At 62.8% G+C, this 17,134-nt stretch carries 27 protein-coding genes; 26 read left to right on the top strand and 1 reads right to left on the bottom strand.

Annotation, left to right across the window (positions count from 1 at the left end):
• The first annotated feature begins 90 nt into the window (after positions 1 to 90).
• From tuf to gdhA, 26 genes are all read left to right on the top strand, one after another.
• Positions 91 to 1,281, top strand: a complete 1,191-nt coding sequence (gene tuf, locus AC3WLM_RS04940) for an elongation factor Tu (RefSeq protein ID WP_039334376.1) — start codon at positions 91 to 93, stop codon at positions 1,279 to 1,281.
• Between the two features lie 168 nt (positions 1,282 to 1,449).
• On the top strand, positions 1,450 to 1,761 hold the full coding sequence (gene rpsJ / locus AC3WLM_RS04935) for a 30S ribosomal protein S10 (protein ID WP_039334374.1): 312 nt from the start codon (positions 1,450 to 1,452) through the stop codon (positions 1,759 to 1,761).
• Between the two features lie 326 nt (positions 1,762 to 2,087).
• Complete coding sequence (gene rplC, locus AC3WLM_RS04930) at positions 2,088 to 2,843, top strand: 50S ribosomal protein L3 (protein ID WP_039334372.1); 756 nt, start codon at positions 2,088 to 2,090, stop codon at positions 2,841 to 2,843.
• A gap of 3 nt (positions 2,844 to 2,846) precedes the next feature.
• Positions 2,847 to 3,470 (top strand): 50S ribosomal protein L4, encoded by a 624-nt coding sequence (gene rplD / locus AC3WLM_RS04925; RefSeq protein WP_039334370.1) that lies wholly within the window; start codon positions 2,847 to 2,849, stop codon positions 3,468 to 3,470.
• Positions 3,463 to 3,765, top strand: a complete 303-nt coding sequence (locus AC3WLM_RS04920; protein WP_039334368.1) for a 50S ribosomal protein L23 — start codon at positions 3,463 to 3,465, stop codon at positions 3,763 to 3,765. The genes rplD and AC3WLM_RS04920 overlap by 8 nt, the downstream gene beginning before the upstream one ends.
• A gap of 9 nt (positions 3,766 to 3,774) precedes the next feature.
• Positions 3,775 to 4,611 carry a 50S ribosomal protein L2 gene (gene rplB, locus AC3WLM_RS04915; protein WP_492476754.1) on the top strand — a complete coding sequence of 279 codons (837 nt, stop codon included), beginning with the start codon at positions 3,775 to 3,777 and terminating at the stop codon, positions 4,609 to 4,611.
• Positions 4,612 to 4,617: 6 nt separating this feature from the next.
• On the top strand, positions 4,618 to 4,896 hold the full coding sequence (gene rpsS / locus AC3WLM_RS04910) for a 30S ribosomal protein S19 (protein WP_039334365.1): 279 nt from the start codon (positions 4,618 to 4,620) through the stop codon (positions 4,894 to 4,896).
• Positions 4,896 to 5,273 (top strand): 50S ribosomal protein L22, encoded by a 378-nt coding sequence (gene rplV / locus AC3WLM_RS04905; protein ID WP_039334363.1) that lies wholly within the window; start codon positions 4,896 to 4,898, stop codon positions 5,271 to 5,273. Before rpsS ends, rplV begins: the two co-directional genes overlap by 1 nt.
• Before the next feature lie 2 nt (positions 5,274 to 5,275).
• Positions 5,276 to 5,971: a 30S ribosomal protein S3 gene (gene rpsC / locus AC3WLM_RS04900; RefSeq protein WP_039334362.1), complete on the top strand. Its 696-nt coding sequence runs from the start codon at positions 5,276 to 5,278 to the stop codon at positions 5,969 to 5,971.
• Positions 5,972 to 5,993: 22 nt separating this feature from the next.
• On the top strand, positions 5,994 to 6,428 hold the full coding sequence (rplP, locus tag AC3WLM_RS04895; RefSeq protein ID WP_039334360.1) for a 50S ribosomal protein L16: 435 nt from the start codon (positions 5,994 to 5,996) through the stop codon (positions 6,426 to 6,428).
• Positions 6,429 to 6,439: 11 nt separating this feature from the next.
• A complete protein-coding gene (rpmC, locus tag AC3WLM_RS04890) occupies positions 6,440 to 6,646 on the top strand; it encodes a 50S ribosomal protein L29 (protein ID WP_492476753.1) in 207 nt (68 codons plus the stop codon).
• A gap of 10 nt (positions 6,647 to 6,656) precedes the next feature.
• Positions 6,657 to 6,926: a 30S ribosomal protein S17 gene (rpsQ, locus tag AC3WLM_RS04885; RefSeq protein WP_011444916.1), complete on the top strand. Its 270-nt coding sequence runs from the start codon at positions 6,657 to 6,659 to the stop codon at positions 6,924 to 6,926.
• 117 nt (positions 6,927 to 7,043) lie between these two features.
• Positions 7,044 to 7,412 (top strand): 50S ribosomal protein L14, encoded by a 369-nt coding sequence (rplN, locus tag AC3WLM_RS04880; RefSeq protein ID WP_039334354.1) that lies wholly within the window; start codon positions 7,044 to 7,046, stop codon positions 7,410 to 7,412.
• Positions 7,412 to 7,729 (top strand): 50S ribosomal protein L24, encoded by a 318-nt coding sequence (rplX, locus tag AC3WLM_RS04875; RefSeq protein ID WP_039334352.1) that lies wholly within the window; start codon positions 7,412 to 7,414, stop codon positions 7,727 to 7,729. Before rplN ends, rplX begins: the two co-directional genes overlap by 1 nt.
• Positions 7,722 to 8,303: a 50S ribosomal protein L5 gene (gene rplE, locus AC3WLM_RS04870; protein WP_039334350.1), complete on the top strand. Its 582-nt coding sequence runs from the start codon at positions 7,722 to 7,724 to the stop codon at positions 8,301 to 8,303. Before rplX ends, rplE begins: the two co-directional genes overlap by 8 nt.
• A gap of 29 nt (positions 8,304 to 8,332) precedes the next feature.
• Complete coding sequence (rpsN, locus tag AC3WLM_RS04865) at positions 8,333 to 8,638, top strand: 30S ribosomal protein S14 (protein WP_039334348.1); 306 nt, start codon at positions 8,333 to 8,335, stop codon at positions 8,636 to 8,638.
• Positions 8,639 to 8,648: 10 nt separating this feature from the next.
• Complete coding sequence (rpsH, locus tag AC3WLM_RS04860) at positions 8,649 to 9,044, top strand: 30S ribosomal protein S8 (RefSeq protein WP_039334346.1); 396 nt, start codon at positions 8,649 to 8,651, stop codon at positions 9,042 to 9,044.
• Complete coding sequence (gene rplF / locus AC3WLM_RS04855) at positions 9,044 to 9,577, top strand: 50S ribosomal protein L6 (protein WP_039334344.1); 534 nt, start codon at positions 9,044 to 9,046, stop codon at positions 9,575 to 9,577. The genes rpsH and rplF overlap by 1 nt, the downstream gene beginning before the upstream one ends.
• On the top strand, positions 9,577 to 9,927 hold the full coding sequence (rplR, locus tag AC3WLM_RS04850; RefSeq protein WP_039334342.1) for a 50S ribosomal protein L18: 351 nt from the start codon (positions 9,577 to 9,579) through the stop codon (positions 9,925 to 9,927). The genes rplF and rplR overlap by 1 nt, the downstream gene beginning before the upstream one ends.
• 2 nt (positions 9,928 to 9,929) lie before the next feature.
• Positions 9,930 to 10,640: a 30S ribosomal protein S5 gene (gene rpsE, locus AC3WLM_RS04845; RefSeq protein ID WP_039334340.1), complete on the top strand. Its 711-nt coding sequence runs from the start codon at positions 9,930 to 9,932 to the stop codon at positions 10,638 to 10,640.
• Positions 10,641 to 10,646: 6 nt separating this feature from the next.
• Entirely contained in the window at positions 10,647 to 10,823 is a 177-nt protein-coding gene (gene rpmD, locus AC3WLM_RS04840) for a 50S ribosomal protein L30 (RefSeq protein WP_039334338.1), read from the top strand.
• Between the two features lie 168 nt (positions 10,824 to 10,991).
• Complete coding sequence (rplO, locus tag AC3WLM_RS04835) at positions 10,992 to 11,507, top strand: 50S ribosomal protein L15 (protein ID WP_039334443.1); 516 nt, start codon at positions 10,992 to 10,994, stop codon at positions 11,505 to 11,507.
• Positions 11,508 to 11,658: 151 nt separating this feature from the next.
• The gene (gene secY, locus AC3WLM_RS04830; protein ID WP_492476752.1) at positions 11,659 to 13,026 is read left to right on the top strand and encodes a preprotein translocase subunit SecY; all 1,368 of its coding nucleotides are present in this window, start codon (positions 11,659 to 11,661) and stop codon (positions 13,024 to 13,026) included.
• A 30-nt stretch (positions 13,027 to 13,056) separates the two neighbouring features.
• Positions 13,057 to 13,707 (top strand): adenylate kinase, encoded by a 651-nt coding sequence (locus AC3WLM_RS04825; protein WP_039334332.1) that lies wholly within the window; start codon positions 13,057 to 13,059, stop codon positions 13,705 to 13,707.
• A gap of 9 nt (positions 13,708 to 13,716) precedes the next feature.
• Positions 13,717 to 14,565 (top strand): SRPBCC family protein, encoded by an 849-nt coding sequence (locus AC3WLM_RS04820; RefSeq protein WP_492476751.1) that lies wholly within the window; start codon positions 13,717 to 13,719, stop codon positions 14,563 to 14,565.
• Positions 14,566 to 14,728: 163 nt separating this feature from the next.
• Positions 14,729 to 16,084, top strand: a complete 1,356-nt coding sequence (gene gdhA / locus AC3WLM_RS04815; RefSeq protein WP_039334327.1) for an NADP-specific glutamate dehydrogenase — start codon at positions 14,729 to 14,731, stop codon at positions 16,082 to 16,084.
• Positions 16,085 to 16,151: 67 nt separating this feature from the next.
• On the opposite strand, the gene AC3WLM_RS04810 is transcribed toward gdhA, so the two are convergent.
• Positions 16,152 to 16,946 (bottom strand): helix-turn-helix domain-containing protein, encoded by a 795-nt coding sequence (locus AC3WLM_RS04810; RefSeq protein ID WP_062343942.1) that lies wholly within the window; start codon positions 16,944 to 16,946, stop codon positions 16,152 to 16,154.
• Positions 16,947 to 17,134 lie beyond the last annotated feature (188 nt).

The following is a 17,134-nucleotide window of genomic DNA, read 5'->3' as shown; positions in this document are numbered from 1 at the left end:
GCACGGATAGCATTAGGGGCGGCGCTCGATTCAGCGGGTGCCGTCCATTTCCCGCAGTATCTGCACACATACGAAAAGAAGGTTTGAACAATGGCCAAGGCTAAGTTTGAGCGGACCAAGCCGCACTGCAATATCGGCACCATCGGTCACGTCGACCACGGCAAGACCACGCTGACCGCTGCCATCACCAAGGTTCTCGCTGAGACCGGTGGCGCAACGTTCACCGACTACGCGAACATCGACAAGGCTCCGGAAGAGCGCGAGCGCGGCATCACCATCTCGACCGCACACGTCGAGTACGAGACCGCCAACCGTCACTACGCGCACGTCGACTGCCCGGGTCACGCCGACTACGTCAAGAACATGATCACCGGTGCCGCCCAGATGGACGGCGCGATCCTGGTCGTGAACGCTGCTGACGGCCCGATGCCGCAGACCCGCGAGCACATCCTGCTCGCCCGTCAGGTCGGCGTGCCGGCTCTGGTCGTGTACATGAACAAGGTCGACCAGGTCGACGACGAGGAAATCCTCGAGCTCGTCGAACTCGAAGTTCGCGAACTGCTGTCGTCGTACGACTTCCCGGGCGACGATATTCCGATCGTCAAGGGTTCGGCTCTGGCCGCTCTCGAAGGCCGCGACGACAACATCGGTCGCGACTCGATCAACGCGCTGATGGAAGCTGTCGACAGCTACATCCCGCAGCCGCCGCGTCCGACCGACAAGCCGTTCCTGATGCCGGTCGAAGACGTGTTCTCGATCTCGGGTCGTGGTACGGTTGTGACCGGCCGCGTCGAAACCGGCATCGTCAAGGTTGGTGAGGAAGTCGAGATCGTCGGCCTCAAGGACACCACCAAGACCACCGTCACCGGCGTCGAAATGTTCCGCAAGCTGCTCGACCAGGGTGAAGCCGGCGACAACATCGGTGCACTGGTTCGCGGCGTGAAGCGTGAAGACGTCGAGCGCGGCCAGGTCCTCTGCAAGCCCGGTTCGGTCAAGCCGCACACCGAGTTCTCGGCCGAGGTCTACGTGCTGTCGAAGGACGAAGGTGGCCGTCACACGCCGTTCTTCGCCAACTACCGCCCGCAGTTCTACTTCCGCACCACCGACGTGACCGGCGAAGTGATCCTCCCCGAGGGCACCGAGATGGTCATGCCTGGCGACAACGTCACGCTGTCGGTCAAGCTGATCGCTCCGATCGCCATGGACGAAGGTCTCCGCTTCGCAATTCGCGAAGGCGGCCGCACCGTCGGTTCGGGGGTTGTCAGCAAGATCACGAAGTAATATAGGCCGCGCACCGGCGGGGAGATTCGCTCTTCCCGCCGGTCGGTTTCTTACTGACTGATCGCTATTGGACAGTCGGCCCGCTCTCCCCGAGCTTCGTAAAAGGGGTGGGGTAGAGGGCAGGTCGACTGGCTTTTTTGTTTTGCTCTTTCGCATCGGTAAACGGACATGGACGCCCAGAATATCCGCATTCGCCTCAAGGCCTTTGATCATCGTGTGCTCGACCAGGCCACTGGAGAAATTGCAGATACCGCCCGCCGCACCGGCGCGCTGATCCGGGGCCCCATTCCGCTCCCGACGCGCATCGAGAAGTTCACCGTGAACCGCGGTCCTCACATCGACAAGAAGTCGCGTGAGCAGTTCGAAGTTCGCACCTACAAGCGCCTGCTCGACATCGTGCAGCCCAATGCGGCCACTGTCGACGCGCTGATGAAGCTGGACCTCGCGGCCGGCGTCAACGTCGAGATCAAGCTGGCCTGAGGCCGCTGATCGAGCGAGCTGCCACGGCAGTGTCCGCTCCGGCCGGGTCGTCCGCATCGACCCAAGGTTTCTGGCCGGACACGTTCCGGCCCAGACTTTCGCCAGGGCTGAGGTCCGGTGAAAGGCCAGAGTTTCCGGGGTAACAAAAGCCTCGTTGACAATGGGATACCTCCGGCACCGTCCTTTTTGGACCTTGCCGGGCAAGCGTCCCCCGATTGCTCCCGTTCAGGCGGGGGCATTCAGCCCGGTCGGGGGCGCGCTTCACATACGGGCTGAACACGCATGTCGGGATGGGCCCGGCATGCCTCTGTTATGGAGTATGGATCATGCGCACCGGCGTGATCGCGAAGAAGGTGGGGATGACCCGCCTTTTCCAGGAAGATGGTCGGCACGTGCCGGTCACTGTCCTGTCGCTTGAAAATTGCCAGGTGGTTTCGGTTCGCACTGAAGACCGTGACGGTTACGTCGCGGTTCAGCTCGGTGCAGGCGAAGCCAAGCAGAAGAACGTTGCCAAGCCGCAGCGCGAACACTTTGCCAAGGCAGAGGTTCCGCTGAAGATGGAAGTCGCCGAGTTCCGCGTCGCTGAAGATGCGCTGCTCGATGTCGGCTCGACCATCGCCGCTTCGCACTTCGTCCCTGGCCAGTATGTCGACATCACCGGCAACACCCAGGGCAAGGGCTTCCAGGGCGCGATGAAGCGCTGGGGCTTCGGCGGTATGCGCGCCACCCACGGTGTCTCGATCTCGCACCGTGCACACGGTTCGACCGGTAATCGCCAGGACCCGGGCCGCGTCTTCAAGAACAAGAAGATGGCCGGTCACATGGGCGACCGTCAGCGTACCCAGCAGAACCTCGAAGTCGTCCGCACCGACGACGAGCGTGGCCTGATCTTCGTGAAGGGCTCGGTGCCCGGTTCGAAGAACGCCTGGCTCCTCGTGCGCGACGCCGTGAAGGTCTCGCGCCACGCTGAAGCGCCCTATCCCGCAGGCCTCAAGCAGGCCGCAAACAGCAATGACTCGGCAGCTGCCGACACCCCGGCGGAAGTCGCGGCTGTCGAAGCCACCGAAGGTCAGGAGGGCTAAGTCGTGAAGGTTCAGGTCCTCAATCTCGACGGCACCGCCGGCAAGGGCGAAGTGGAACTGTCGGACGACGTGTTCGGTCTCGAACCGCGCGCGGACATTCTGCACCGCGTCGTCACCTGGCAGCTCGAAAACCGTCGCGGCATTGCCCGCAAGGCGCGCGAGCGTTCGGACGTTGCCCGCACCGGCAAGAAGTTCGGTCGCCAGAAGGGCGGCGGTACGGCTCGTCACGGTGACCGCAAGGCTCCGATCTTTATCGGCGGTGGCAAGGCCCACGGTCCGCGTGTCCGCGAGTTCAACATCTCGCTGAACAAGAAGGTCCGTGCGCTCGGTCTCAAGATGGCTCTCTCGTCGAAGGCCAAGGCTGGTCTCGTCGTGGTCGACTCGCTCGACATCGACGCCAAGACCAAGGCTCTCGTCGGCCAGCTGTCGAAGGCCAACTGGGGCAAGAAGGTTCTCGTGATCGACGGTGACGCCGTGAACGACAACTTCGCCAAGGCCGCCCGCAACATCGTCGGCGTGAACGTGCTGCCTGCCATCGGCGCCAACGTCTACGACATCCTGAAGCATGACACGCTGGTGCTGACGCGCTCTGCTGTCGAAAAGCTGGAGGCGCGTTTCAATGGCTAACGCAATCGACACGCGTCACTATGACGTGATCGTGGCTCCCCACATCACGGAAAAGGCGACGCTGCTCAGCGAAAACAACGCCGTGGTCTTCAAGGTTGCCGAAAAGGCGACCAAGCCGGAGATCAAGGCAGCGGTCGAAGCCCTGTTCAACGTCAAGGTCACCAAGGTGAACACCCTGACCCAGAAGGGCAAGACCAAGCGCTGGAAGGGCAAACCCTACAAGCGCTCCGACGTCAAGAAGGCTGTCGTGACCCTGGCTGCTGGCCAGTCGATCGACGTCACCAGCGGGATCTGAGGCTAGACCATGGCACTCAAGAGCTACAATCCGACCAGCCCCGCCCGGCGCGGCCTGATCCTCGTCGACAAGTCGTCGCTGTGGAAGGGCAAGCCGGTCAAGGCGCTGACCGAAGGCAAGTCGAAGACCGGCGGCCGCAACAACAAGGGCCATGTCACCTCGCGTGGCATCGCCGGTGGTCACAAGCAGAAGTACCGCTACATCGACTTCAAGCGTCGCAAGTGGGACATGCCGGCTACCGTCGAGCGTCTGGAATATGACCCGAACCGCACGGCGTTCATCGCTCTCATCAAGTATGAGGACGGCGAGCAGACCTACATCATCGCTCCGCAGCGTCTCGCCGTTGGCGATACCGTTGTCGCCGGCGAGAAGACCGACGTGAAGCCTGGCAATGCCATGCTGCTGTCGCAGATGCCGGTCGGCACCATCATCCACAACGTGGAGATGAAGCCGGGCAAGGGCGCGCAGATCGCACGTTCGGCAGGCACCTATGTCCAGCTCGTCGGTCGTGACCGCGGCATGGTCATCGTTCGCCTGAACTCGGGCGAGCAGCGCTACCTGCGTGGTGACTGCATGGGCACCGTCGGTGCCGTGTCGAACCCCGACAACGCCAACACGAACCTTGCCAAGGCCGGTCGCAACCGCTGGCTGGGCAAGCGTCCGCTGACCCGCGGCGTTGCCAAGAACCCGGTCGACCACCCGCACGGTGGTGGTGAAGGCCGTACTTCGGGTGGCCGTCATCCTGTGACTCCGTGGGGCAAGCCGACCAAGGGCGCCCGCACCCGTCAAAACAAGTCGACGGACAAGATGATCATCCGTTCGCGCCACGCGAAGAAGAAGAGGTAAGACCACATGGCACGTTCCGTCTGGAAGGGCCCCTTCGTCGACCTGCATCTGCTGAAGAAGGCGGAAGCCGCTCACGATGCAGGATCGCGCGCTGGCGCCATCAAGACCTGGTCGCGTCGTTCGACCATCATTCCGCAGTTCGTTGGCCTGACGTTCAACGTCTACAACGGGCACAAGTTCATCCCGGTTTCCGTCTCGGAAGAGATGGTCGGCCACAAGCTCGGCGAGTTCGCACCCACGCGCACTTTCCCGGGTCACGCCGCTGACAAGAAGGGCAAGCGCTGATGAGCAAGCCTAAGGCACCCCGTCGCGTTGGCGACAAGGAAGCGCTGTCGGTCGGCACGCAGATCCGTGGTTCGGCCCAGAAGCTGAACCTCGTTGCTGCGCTGATCCGCGGTCACAAGGCCGAAGACGCGATGAACATCCTCGCGTTCTCGAAGAAGGCCATGGCTGTTGACGCCCGCAAGGTTCTCGCTTCGGCGATCGCCAATGCGGAAAACAACCACAACCTCGACGTCGACGCTCTGGTCGTGGCGGAAGCCTCGGTCGGCAAGTCGATCACGATGAAGCGCTTCCACACCCGTGGTCGCGGCAAGTCGACCCGCATCCTCAAGCCGTTCAGCCGGCTGCGGATCGTGGTCCGCGAAGTTGAGGAGGCCTGATCATGGGTCATAAATCGAACCCCATCGGTCTGCGCCTGCAGATCAACCGCACCTGGGACAGCCGCTGGTACGCGGAAGGTCGCAACTATGCGCAGATGCTCAAGGAAGACCTTGAGATCCGCAAGTTCATCGTCACGAACCTGCCGCAGGCAGCGATTTCGAAGGTGGTGATCGAGCGTCCTGCCAAGCTGTGCCGCGTGTCGATCTATGCCGCCCGTCCGGGCGTCATCATCGGCAAGAAGGGCGCCGACATCGAGAAGCTTCGTTCGAAGCTTGCCACGATGACCGGCAGCGACGTGAAGCTGAACATCGTCGAGATCCGCAAGCCGGAAATCGACAGCAAGCTCGTCGCCCAGGGCGTTGCCGACCAGCTGGTCCGCCGCGTTGCCTTCCGTCGTGCGATGAAGCGCGCCGTGCAGTCCGCCCTGCGTCTTGGTGCCGAAGGCATCAAGATCACCTGCGGCGGTCGTCTCGGCGGTGCGGAAATCGCCCGCGTCGAATGGTACCGCGAAGGTCGCGTTCCGCTGCACACGCTGCGCGCGAACATCGACTACGCGGAAGCCGAAGCCCACACCGCCTATGGCGTGATCGGCATCAAGACCTGGATCTTCAAGGGTGAGATCCTCGGTCATGATCCGATGGCGCAGGACCGACTGATGATGGAAGCCCAGACTTCCGGCGTCCGTCCGGCACGCTGAGCCTAGAGGGTAGAGAAGCACCATGTTGCAACCGAAGAAGACCAAGTTCCGTAAGGCCTTCAAGGGCCGCATCCACGGCGTTGCCAAGGGTGGTACGGACCTGAACTTCGGCTCCTACGGCCTCAAGGCCCTTGAGCCGGAGCGCGTCACCGCTCGCCAGATCGAAGCGGCCCGTCGTGCGATCACGCGCCACATCCGCCGTCAGGGCCGTCTGTGGATCCGCGTGTTCCCGGACGTGCCGGTTTCGAAGAAGCCCGCCGAAGTCCGCCAGGGCAAGGGCAAGGGCTCGATCGAATACTGGGCAGCCCGCGTGAAGCCGGGTCGCATCCTGTTCGAACTGGACGGCGTCCCCGGCCCGCTCGCGGCCGAGGCATTCAGCCGCGCCGCGATGAAGCTGCCGATCAAGACGAAGGTCGTTGCCCGCCTGGGTGACACTTCGCACCTTGGTGGCGAGTGATTGGGAGTCGAATGATGGCCAAGATCGAAGACCTTCGCGCCAAGAGCGACGACCAGCTGAACGCTGAACTCGTCGAGCTCAAGCGCGAGCAGTTCAACCTGCGTTTCCAGGGCGCGACGAACCAGCTTGAGCGCCCCGCGCGCATCAAGGAAGTCCGTCGCGACATCGCGCGCATCAAGACGCTGCAGACTGAGCGTTCTCAGTCGGCCCAGGCGTAAGGAAGCCAATATGCCCAAGCGTATTCTGGTCGGCACCGTGGTGTCCGACAAGACCGACAAGACCGTGGTCGTGAAGGTCGAGCGCAAGGTGAAGCACCCGCTCTACGGGAAGATCATCCGTCGCTCGAAGAAGTATCACGCCCACGACGAGGCGAATGCCTTCAAGACCGGCGAGACCGTGCGCATCGAAGAGACCGCGCCGATCTCGAAGCTGAAGACGTGGAAGGTCATCGACCGCGTCCAGGCCGGCAAGGGCACCGCCATCGAAGCGGACGTCTGATAAGGTCGTCAGCCAAAGTTTGGGGTTGCTTCGCGGCTCAAGTCGTGTAGCGGCCCCGGCTACTGTTTTGGAACTGCCGGACTGGTTCCGGCAAGCCAGTGAGAAGGAACCGGATCAATGATCCAGATGCAATCCAATCTCGACGTGGCGGACAACAGCGGCGCAAAGCGCGTCCAGTGCATCAAGGTGCTGGGTGGCTCGAAGCGTCGGTTCGCAAGCGTCGGCGACATCATCGTGGTGTCGGTCAAGGAAGCGCAGCCGCGCGCCCGCGTCAAGAAGGGCGACGTGCACCGCGCCGTCATCGTTCGCACGAAGAAGGACGTCCGTCGCACCGACGGTTCGGTCATCCGCTTCGACAGCAATGCCGCCGTTCTGGTCGGCAAGAACGAAGAGCCGATCGGCACGCGTATCTTCGGCCCCGTGGTTCGCGAACTCCGCGGCAAGGGCTTCATGAAGATCATCTCGCTCGCTCCGGAGGTGCTGTAATGGCTGCCGCGAAGATCAGGAAGGGCGACACCGTCGTCGTTCGTTCGGGCAAGGACAAGGGCCGCACCGGCACCGTTCTCCAGGTCCTTCCGAAGGATGAGAAGGTCGTCGTGCAGGGCGTGAACATCGCTGCCCGTCACCGCAAGCCGAGCCAGCAGAACCCCCAGGGCGGCATCGACCGCTTTGAGGCTCCGCTGCACATCTCCAAGGTTTCGGTCGCCGACAAGGATGGCAAGCCCACCCGCGTCCGCTTCGAGACCAAGGACGGCAAGAAGGTCCGTGTGGCCGTCAAGTCCGGGGAGGCCATCGATGGCTGACAAGTACACTCCGCGTCTGAAGGGCAAGTACGACGCCGAAATCGCAGCTGCGATGCAGGCCAAGTTCGGCTACAAGAACGCGCTCGAGATCCCGCGCATCGAAAAGATCACGCTCAACATGGGTGTGGGCGAAGCGAGCCAGGACAAGAAGAAGGTCACGACCGCAGCTGCCGAAATGGAGCTGATCGCCGGTCAGAAGCCTGTCATCACCAAGGCGAAGAAGTCGATCGCGCAGTTCAAGCTGCGTGAAGGCATGCCGATCGGTTGCAAGGTCACCCTGCGCCGCGAGCGCATGTACGAATTCCTCGACCGCCTCATCACCATCGCAATGCCCCGCATCCGCGACTTCCGTGGTCTGAACCCGAAGTCGTTCGATGGTCGCGGCAACTACGCGATGGGTCTGAAAGAGCAGATCATCTTCCCCGAGATCAGCTACGACCAGATCGAGAAGGTGCGTGGCATGGACATCATCGTCACCACGACCGCGAAGACGGACGAGGAAGCCCGCGAGCTGCTTCGCCTGTTCGGTTTCCCGTTCCCGCAGGAAGCTGCTGAAGAGCAGCAGGCCGCGTGATCCAGAATTGAAGAAGAGAGCTTAAGTCCATGGCGAAACTGAGTTCCATCAACAAGAACGAGAAGCGCAAGAAGCTCGTTCAGAAGTACGCGGCCAAGTACGCTGCGCTCAAGGCCCAGGCCGACGATGAATCGCTCGACGAAACCGAGCGCCTGATCGCCCGCCTGAAGATGGCCGAGCTGCCGCGCAACGCGAACCCGACCCGGGTGCGCAACCGCTGTGCAACCACCGGCCGCCCGCGTGGCTACTATCGCAAGTTCGGCCTTTGCCGCATCGAGCTGCGGGACAAGGGCAACAAGGGCCTTATCCCCGGCCTGACGAAGTCGAGCTGGTAAGGATCATCCGATGGCTATGACCGACCCCCTGGGTGATATGCTCACCCGCATCCGCAACGGCCAGCAGGCGAAGAAGGACTCGGTCCTTTCGCCCGCTTCGAAGCTGCGTGCGCACGTGCTCGAAGTCCTTCAGCGTGAAGGCTACATCCGCGGTTTCTCGGAGGACGCCACTGGCGCCCATCCGCAGCTGCGCATCGAGCTCAAGTATTTCGAAGGCCAGCCTGCGATCAAGCATGTTGCCCGTGTCTCCAAGCCTGGCCGCCGCGTCTACTCGGGTTCCAAGGAACTTCCGGTGATCCGCAACGGTCTTGGCATCACCATCGTCTCGACGCCGAAGGGCGTGCTTTCGGATGCCGAAGCACGCGCTGCCAACGTCGGTGGCGAAGTGCTGGCGGAGGTGTTCTGATGAGCCGCATCGGCAAGAAGCCGGTGGCGATCCCGAGTGGCGTCACCGCGAACATCGCGGACGGCGTGCTGACCGTGAAGGGCCCCAAGGGCACCCTGACGCTCACGCTGCGCGACGAGATCAGCTACACCGTCGATGGCGACACGATCCTCGTGAAGCCTGCGAACGACACCAAGGGCGCTCGCGCGTTCTGGGGCATGCAGCGCACCCTCGTCGACAACCTCGTCACTGGCGTGACGCAGGGCTACACCAAGGTCCTCGAGATCACCGGTGTCGGCTACCGCGCCAACGCCCAGGGCAAGAACCTGAAGCTGCAGCTTGGCTACAGCCACGACGTCGACTTCGCGGTGCCGGAAGGCATCGAGATCAAGACCCCTGACAACACCACGGTGGAAATCTCGGGCATCGACAAGCAGAAGGTCGGCCAGGTTGCCGCCGAGATCCGTCGCTGGCGCAAGCCCGAGCCTTACAAGGGCAAGGGCATCAAGTACCGCGGCGAGTTTATCTTCCGCAAGGAAGGGAAGAAGAAGTAATGGCAAAGCTGTCTCTCTTCGAACGCCGCCGCCGTCGCGTCCGCACTGCGCTCAAGGCGCGCTCGGGTGGCCGTCCTCGCCTGTCGGTGCATCGCTCCGGCCGTCACATCTACGCCCAGATCATCGACGATGCGGAAGGCAAGACCCTTGCTGCCGCTTCGACGCTGGTGAAGGGCCAGAAGTCGATCGGCGCGAATGTCGATGCCGCCGCCAAGGTTGGCACCGAGATCGCCGAGAAGGCCAAGGCCGCCGGTATCACCACTGTCGTGTTTGATCGCGGCGGGTTCCTGTTCCATGGCCGCGTCAAGGCGCTGGCCGATGCCGCCCGTGAAGGCGGGCTGGAGTTCTGACAATGGCTGACGAAACCAACCTGGAAGGCGCAGCCGCGGTCGAATCGACCGGCGGTGAGCAGCGCGAAGGTCGCGGTCGTGGCCGCGGCCGTGGCGGCAATGACCGTGGTGGCGAGCGTGGTGGCCGTGGCCGTCGCGACGACCGTCGCGGTCGTGGCAACAACGACGAGGAAGGTGGCGAGGAGCTGATCGAAAAGCTCGTCCACATCAATCGCGTTTCCAAGACCGTGAAGGGCGGCAAGCGCTTCGGCTTTGCAGCCCTCGTCGTGGTCGGCGATGGCAAGGGCCGCGTCGGCTTCGGCAAGGGCAAGGCTCGCGAAGTGCCCGAGGCGATCACCAAGGCCACTGCCGCTGCAAAGCGTGCAATGGTCCGCGTGCCGCTCAAGGAAGGCCGCACCCTGCACCACGACGGCAAGGGCCGTTTCGGCGCTGGCAAGGTCAACGTGCGTTCGGCTCCGGCCGGTACCGGGATCATCGCCGGTGGCCCGATGCGCGCCGTGTTCGAAAGCCTTGGCGTTGCTGACGTGGTGACCAAGTCGGTCGGCACCTCGAACCCCTACAACATGATCCGCGCAACCTTCGACGCGCTGACCGACCAGACTTCGCCGAAGTCGGTTGCGCAGCGTCGTGGCAAGAAGGTCGCCGATCTCCTCGGCCGTGGTGGCGCTTCGCAGGTCGAAGCCGAAGCCGCTGCCGAAGCCATCACGGAGTAATCGGTCATGGCAACGATCAAGATCAAGCAGATCGGTTCGCCGATCCGTCGCCCGGAAAGCCAGAAGAAGATTCTGATCGGCCTGGGCCTGGGCAAGATGCACCGCGTGGTCGAGTTGGAAGACACGGCCGAAGTGCGTGGCGCCATTGCCAAGCTCCCCCACATGGTGGCCGTGGTCGACTGACCATTGCTCCCCGTTGGGAAAAAGGACGCCCCGGCCCCGTGCCGGGGTTTTCCTTTGGGGCTCGGCGGCGCGGTGCCTTCAGTCCCGTGAGGGGGTGACAAGCCCGGCCTGATCGGCTAGGCGGCGCCCTTTCCAAAGCGCGTCTCAAAGCGAAAGCGAGTGCAGAACATGAAACTGAACGAACTCAACGACAACTACGGCGCCCGCAAGGGCCGCATGCGCGTCGGCCGTGGTATCGGCTCGGGCAAGGGCAAGACTGCCGGTCGCGGCCAGAAGGGTGCGAAGGCACGTTCGGGCGTCAGCATCAACGGCTTCGAAGGCGGTCAGATGCCGCTTCACATGCGCATCCCGAAGCGCGGCTTCAACAACATCTTCGCCAAGGACTACGCCGAAGTGAACCTTGGCATGATCCAGAAGATGATCGATGCCGGCAAGCTCGACGTCTCGGGCACCGTTGACCACGCCGCTCTCAAGGCTGCTGGCCTCGCCCGTGGCGGCAAGGATGGCGTCCGTCTCCTCGGCAAGGGCGAACTGACCACCAAGGTCGCGTTCTCGGTCGCTGGTGCCTCGAAGGGCGCCGTGGCTGCTGTCGAGAAGGCTGGCGGTTCGGTCTCGGTCATCGAAACCGGCCCGAGCGAAGCCGAGAAGAAGGCCGCTCGCGCTGCGGCCAACAAGGCCAAGTAAGCCAGTTCCGATCCCCGCTCGCCAGTCGGGCGGGGATTTCGGCTTGCAGGGGTTCGACTTTCGTCACCCCGCACTATATGGGCTAGCTCAAGACGTCCGGAACGCACGTGGCCAGCAGGCCCGGTTTCGCAGCAAGGCTTAGAACCCCGAAATGGCATCACGCGCCGACAACATCGCCAGCAACCTCAGCCTGGCCAACTTCTCCAAGGCAACCGAGCTCAAGAAGCGCATCTGGTTCACGGTGGGCGCGCTCATCGTCTTCCGGTTCCTCAGCTTCGTGCCTCTGCCCGGCGTAAATCCGCTGATCCTGGAGACGCTTTACGACCAGACGCGCGGCGGCGTTCTCGACATCTTCAACGCGTTTTCGGGCGGTTCGCTCGAGCGCATGAGCCTGATTGCATTGGGCGTCATGCCCTACATCACGGCCTCGATCGTGGTGCAGCTTGCCGCCTCGCTCCATCCGGCCCTCGCCGCGATGAAGAAGGAAGGTGAAAGCGGGCGCAAGAAGCTCAACCAGTACACCCGCTATGGCGCGGTGCTGCTGACCGCCATCCAGGGCTGGGTGCTCGCCTCCGGGCTTGAAGCATACGGCGCGTCGAGCGGGCTGCAGGCTGTCGTGAACCCGGGCATGCTGTTCCGGGTCGGTGCCGTCATCTCGCTGATCGGTGGGACGATGTTCCTGCTGTGGCTTGGCGAGCAGATCACCTCGCGCGGAATCGGCAACGGTGTTTCTCTGATCATCATGGCCGGTATCGTCGCGCAGTTGCCCAAGTTCTTCGGCAATCTGTTCGAAGGCGGGCGTACCGGCTCGATCTCGCCGTTCCTTATCGTCGGCATCGTGATCATGCTGATCGCGCTGGTGCTCGGCATCTGCTTCTTCGAGCGCGCGACCCGGCGCCTGCTGATCCAGTACCCCAAACGCGCCACGCAGCGCGGCATGATGAACGCCGACCGCAGCCACCTGCCGCTGAAGCTTAACACCGCTGGCGTCATTCCGCCGATCTTTGCCAGCTCGCTGCTGCTGCTGCCTCTGACGATCACGCAGTTTGCCGGCAACTCGATCTCGCCGGACACCACGATGGGCCAGGCGATCGTGACGCTGAACCAGTACCTCGGCCACGGCAAGCCGCTCTACATGCTGCTCTATGCGCTGGGGATCATCTTCTTCGCGTTTTTCTACACGGCCGTGGTCTTCAATCCCGAGGAGACAGCCGAGAACCTCAAGAAGAACGGCGGGTTCATTCCTGGTATCCGTCCTGGCAAGAACACCCAGAACTACTTGGACTATGTGCTAACTCGCATCACCGTGCTGGGTGCGGCATATATCACCGTGGTCTGCGTCGTGCCGGAATTCATCATGGCGGAGACGGGCATGGGAACGCTGTTCTTCGGCGGCACCAGCCTGCTGATCGTGGTCAACGTCACGGTCGACACCATCACGCAGATCCAGTCGCACCTGCTGGCCCACCAGTATGGCGATCTGATCAAGAAGGCGAAACTGAAGGGCAGGCTGCGCTGACAGCAGCAGCCGCATGAGGGGGACGGTACCTTGAACATCATCCTTTTGGGGCCTCCGGGCGCGGGCAAGGGCACCCAGGCCCAGCGTCTGGTCGAACGCCACGGCATGAAGCAGCTCTCCACGGGCGATATGCTGCGCGCGGCCGTGAAGGCGCAGACGCCGGTCGGTCTCAAGGCGAAGGCTGTGATGGAAGCGGGCGAGCTGGTCTCTGACGAGATCGTATCAGCGCTGATCGGCGACGAGCTCGACGCCATGCCCGAGGGGCAGGGCGCGATCTTCGACGGTTACCCTCGCACGGCGCCCCAGGCCGAATCGCTGGGTGAACTGCTTGCTTCGCGCGGCAAGAAGCTGGACCACGTGATCGAACTCGACGTCAACGAGGATGCACTGGTCGAGCGCATCACCGGCCGTTACACCTGCGCAACCTGCGGCAAGGGCTATCACGACACCTTCGAGAAGCCTGCAGTCTCAGGCACCTGCGACAAGTGCGGAGGGCATGAATTCAAGCGCCGCCCTGACGACAACGAGGAAACCGTGCGCACGCGCATGGCCGAGTATCGGGCCAAGACCGCGCCGATCCTGCCGATCTATGAAGCGCAGGGTATCGTCGCCCGCGTTGACGGCATGGCGGACATGGACGACGTGACGGCAGCCATTGAGGCTATCCTCGGCAAGCGCTAACACCCGAGCGTGACCCGCCCGTCCCGGAGCGGGCGGAGGCGCGTGATGGGCAAGCTGTGGTATATCCTGACGGCGGGGCTTGGTGGCCTCGCCGTTGTTGCATCGGAGCCTGCCCGGGCTGAAGTCACGGCACGGACCGATTCCGGTTTCGTTATTCGCGTCACCGGGGAAGTCGCCGCCAGCCCGGCAGAGGCATGGAAGGCCTTTACGACGCCGTCGCTGTGGTGGAACCCGCAGCACACGTTTTCCGGCGAGGCGGCCAATCTTTCCCTGGATGCGAGTGCAAACGGCTGCTTCTGCGAGAGGCTGCCCGTTCCGAAGGGCGCTCCGGCTACGCAGAAGCCGGGATCTGTCATGCACATGCGCGTAATTTACGCCGAACCTTACCGTGCCCTCAGGCTGGTGGGCGGGCTTGGCCCGCTGCAGTCCGAGGCGGTGAACGGGACCATGACGGTAACATTCAAGCCAGTGGAGGGCGGCGGTGGAAAGTCGACCCGCATTCTCTGGGAATATGTTGTCGGCGGCTTCATGCGCTACAAGACCGACACCATTTCGGGGGCCGTCGACAAGGTCCTGGGCGAGCAGATCAGCGGGTTGACCAAACTTATCGGACCAGCGAGTCCGGTTGACACAAAGCTGCTTTCGACGGAGCCGCTGGCCCCGGAAGCCTCGGTTGCCGGAACCAGGCCGGGTGCGAACGACAGTGCCACAGACGTGGCACTACCACCATCACAAGAAGATGCACCGACCTATACCCCCGATCCGACAAAGGATGACGCAGCGGCCGGTGAGTCTGTGAAGTCGGCGCTCGACCAGCTTTTCAAGAAGAAGGATGATCGCCTGCCGCCCGGGCGGTGAGGGCAAGCATCGCCGCTTTCCCACGGCGCAAAAGGCGTTAATCTGAATGCCAACAACAGCGCGACTCGGAACCTCTCCGGGTTGGGCGAATAACGGGCCGCACCCGCCGCTACCGGCATACATATCGTGAGCCGACAGAGGTTCCGACTTGGGGGAGAGTACCGTGGCCGTATCCGATCATGTTGACCTGCCGACCTTCATGGAGGGCGTTAAGAAGCGCAATCCGTATCAGCCGGAATTCGTCCAGGCGGTTCAGGAGGTTGCTGAAGACATCTTCGAGTTCATGCAGGACAAGGAGGAGTATCACTCGCAGCAGATCCTGCGTCGCATTGCCGAGCCGGATCGCGTGGTCTCGTTCCGCGTTTGCTGGGAGGACGACAACGGCAACATTCGCGTGCAGCGCGGTTGGCGCGTGCAGAACAACAATGCGATCGGCCCCTACAAGGGCGGCATCCGCTTCCATCCTTCCGTCACCGAATCCGTGCTGAAGTTCCTGGCGTTCGAGCAGACCTTCAAGAACGCGCTGACCGGCCTGCCGATGGGGGGTGGCAAGGGTGGATCGAACTTCAATCCCAAGGGCAAGAGCGTGCGGGAGATCATGCGCTTCTGCCAGAGCTTCATGACCGAACTCTACCGCCACATTGGTGCCGACATTGACGTTCCCGCAGGCGACATCGGCGTAGGCGGGCGCGAGATCGGCTTCATGTTCGGCCAGTACAAGCGCATCACCAACAACTTCACAGGCGTGCTGACCGGCAAGGGCCTCGAATGGGGCGGTTCCCTGATCCGCACCGAGGCGACCGGTTATGGCGCGGTCTACTTCCTGGCCAACATGCTGGCGACGAAGGGAGAAGACCTCACGGGCAAGACAGCGGTGATCTCCGGCTCCGGCAACGTGGCAACCCATGCCGCCGAGAAGATCGTGCAACTGGGCGGCAAGGTCCTGACACTGTCGGATTCGGGGGGCTACATCCACGACCCCGACGGTATCGATCAGGAAAAGATCGACTGGGTGAAGACGCACAAGACCCACCGTCGCGGCCGGATCGAGGAATATGTCACGGCGTTCCCGAAGGCAACATTCGTGGCCGGCAAGACGCCATGGGGCGTGCCTTGCGACGTCGCGCTGCCTTGCGCGACCCAGAACGAACTGCTCGGCGATGATGCGCGCATGTTGATCGCCAACGGCTGCAAGGCGGTGGCCGAGGGTGCCAACATGCCGACCGATCTGGACGGTGTGCATGTCTTCAAGGCAGCCAAGATCCTTTACGCGCCAGGCAAGGCCTCCAACGCTGGCGGCGTGGCCGTCTCCGGCCTCGAAATGAGCCAGAACTCCGAACGCCGCTCGTGGAAGGAGGAAGAACTCCAGCAGATGCTCAAGGACATCATGTCGGGCATCCACAAGTCGTGCCTCGCCTATGGCGATCAGGGCGGCGGCTATATCGACTACGTCAAGGGAGCGAATATCGCCGGCTTCAAGAAGGTGGCCGATGCGATGCTGGCCTTCGGCGTCGTCTGATCCGGAAGGCGAGGCTGGAGAACCGGGGGCGCCGAACGGGGCACCCTCGGGTCAGACGGTCGGTTGCTCAAGTTATCTTCGAGGCGCTGTCGAGCAATGACCGGACCGGAGAGATCTCCTGCAGGGAGTACCCTGCCGGGCCCTGACTGACGATTCGCAGATTTGGACGCAGCTTGGAGCGCAGGCCGGAAATCAGGACTTGCAGCGACTTCGTGCTGATCGGTCGATGCGTCGAACGGCCACTGATGGCAAGCTGGCTGCTCCGCACAGGTGACCCGCGCGCGGCTACGAGCATGGACAGGACACGCGCCTCGCGGCCGAGCAGTGGCTCTCGGGTGAAGTGCTGAAGATGCAGGTCCCTGACTTCCTCGACGACCTTCGACTGCTGGCTCTGGGCGATGCGGCCCAGCACGGCTCGCACGCGCGCTGCAGCCTCGGCGACCGGCATTTCACGATCGAAGACATCGTCGAAACCGGCATTGAGCAACTGCGCTTTCACGCTTGGCCGTACTTCGCGCATGATGACTATCTTGGCCTTCATTTTCAGCAAGGGCCGGTAGATGCGCATGAGCTTGCGGATCCGGACAGGGTCGCTGCCAATGACGAAAAGCGTGTTATAGTATTCCCGACTGTCGTCGATATGGCCGATGTAATCGTCGGTAATGCGGTGGAGCTGAACCCGGCCCGAGATCGCGCGAGCGAGCGCGGTTTCGGGCGCTGGATCGCCATTCCCGAAGTATAGCGTACGTGCACTGACGACTTCCTGGCGCGGGCCTTTCGGCTTCGCGCCCGGGGGCGGGCTCCCTGGTCTGCCCCCGCCGCCGCCACCGGCCGCAGACTGCGGCTTACGGGATTGAGACATTTAGCAGTAACTTTCGATATACGGTCGGGGTTAACTTTATAGATATTCTGCATTCTTGCAATGACGGCGGCCGGCTCTGCGATCGGTGAATGGCAGGGCGCCGCGATTCGACCACAAGCAACGCTTCACGGAAGCGCGTCCAATTTGGCACGAAACCGACCCGCGTCGTGGATAACGCCGTTTGCGCA

It is taken from the genome of Novosphingobium sp. FW305-C-30-35 (genome assembly GCF_058783135.1).
This window is presented reverse-complemented; position numbering and strand designations above follow the sequence as displayed.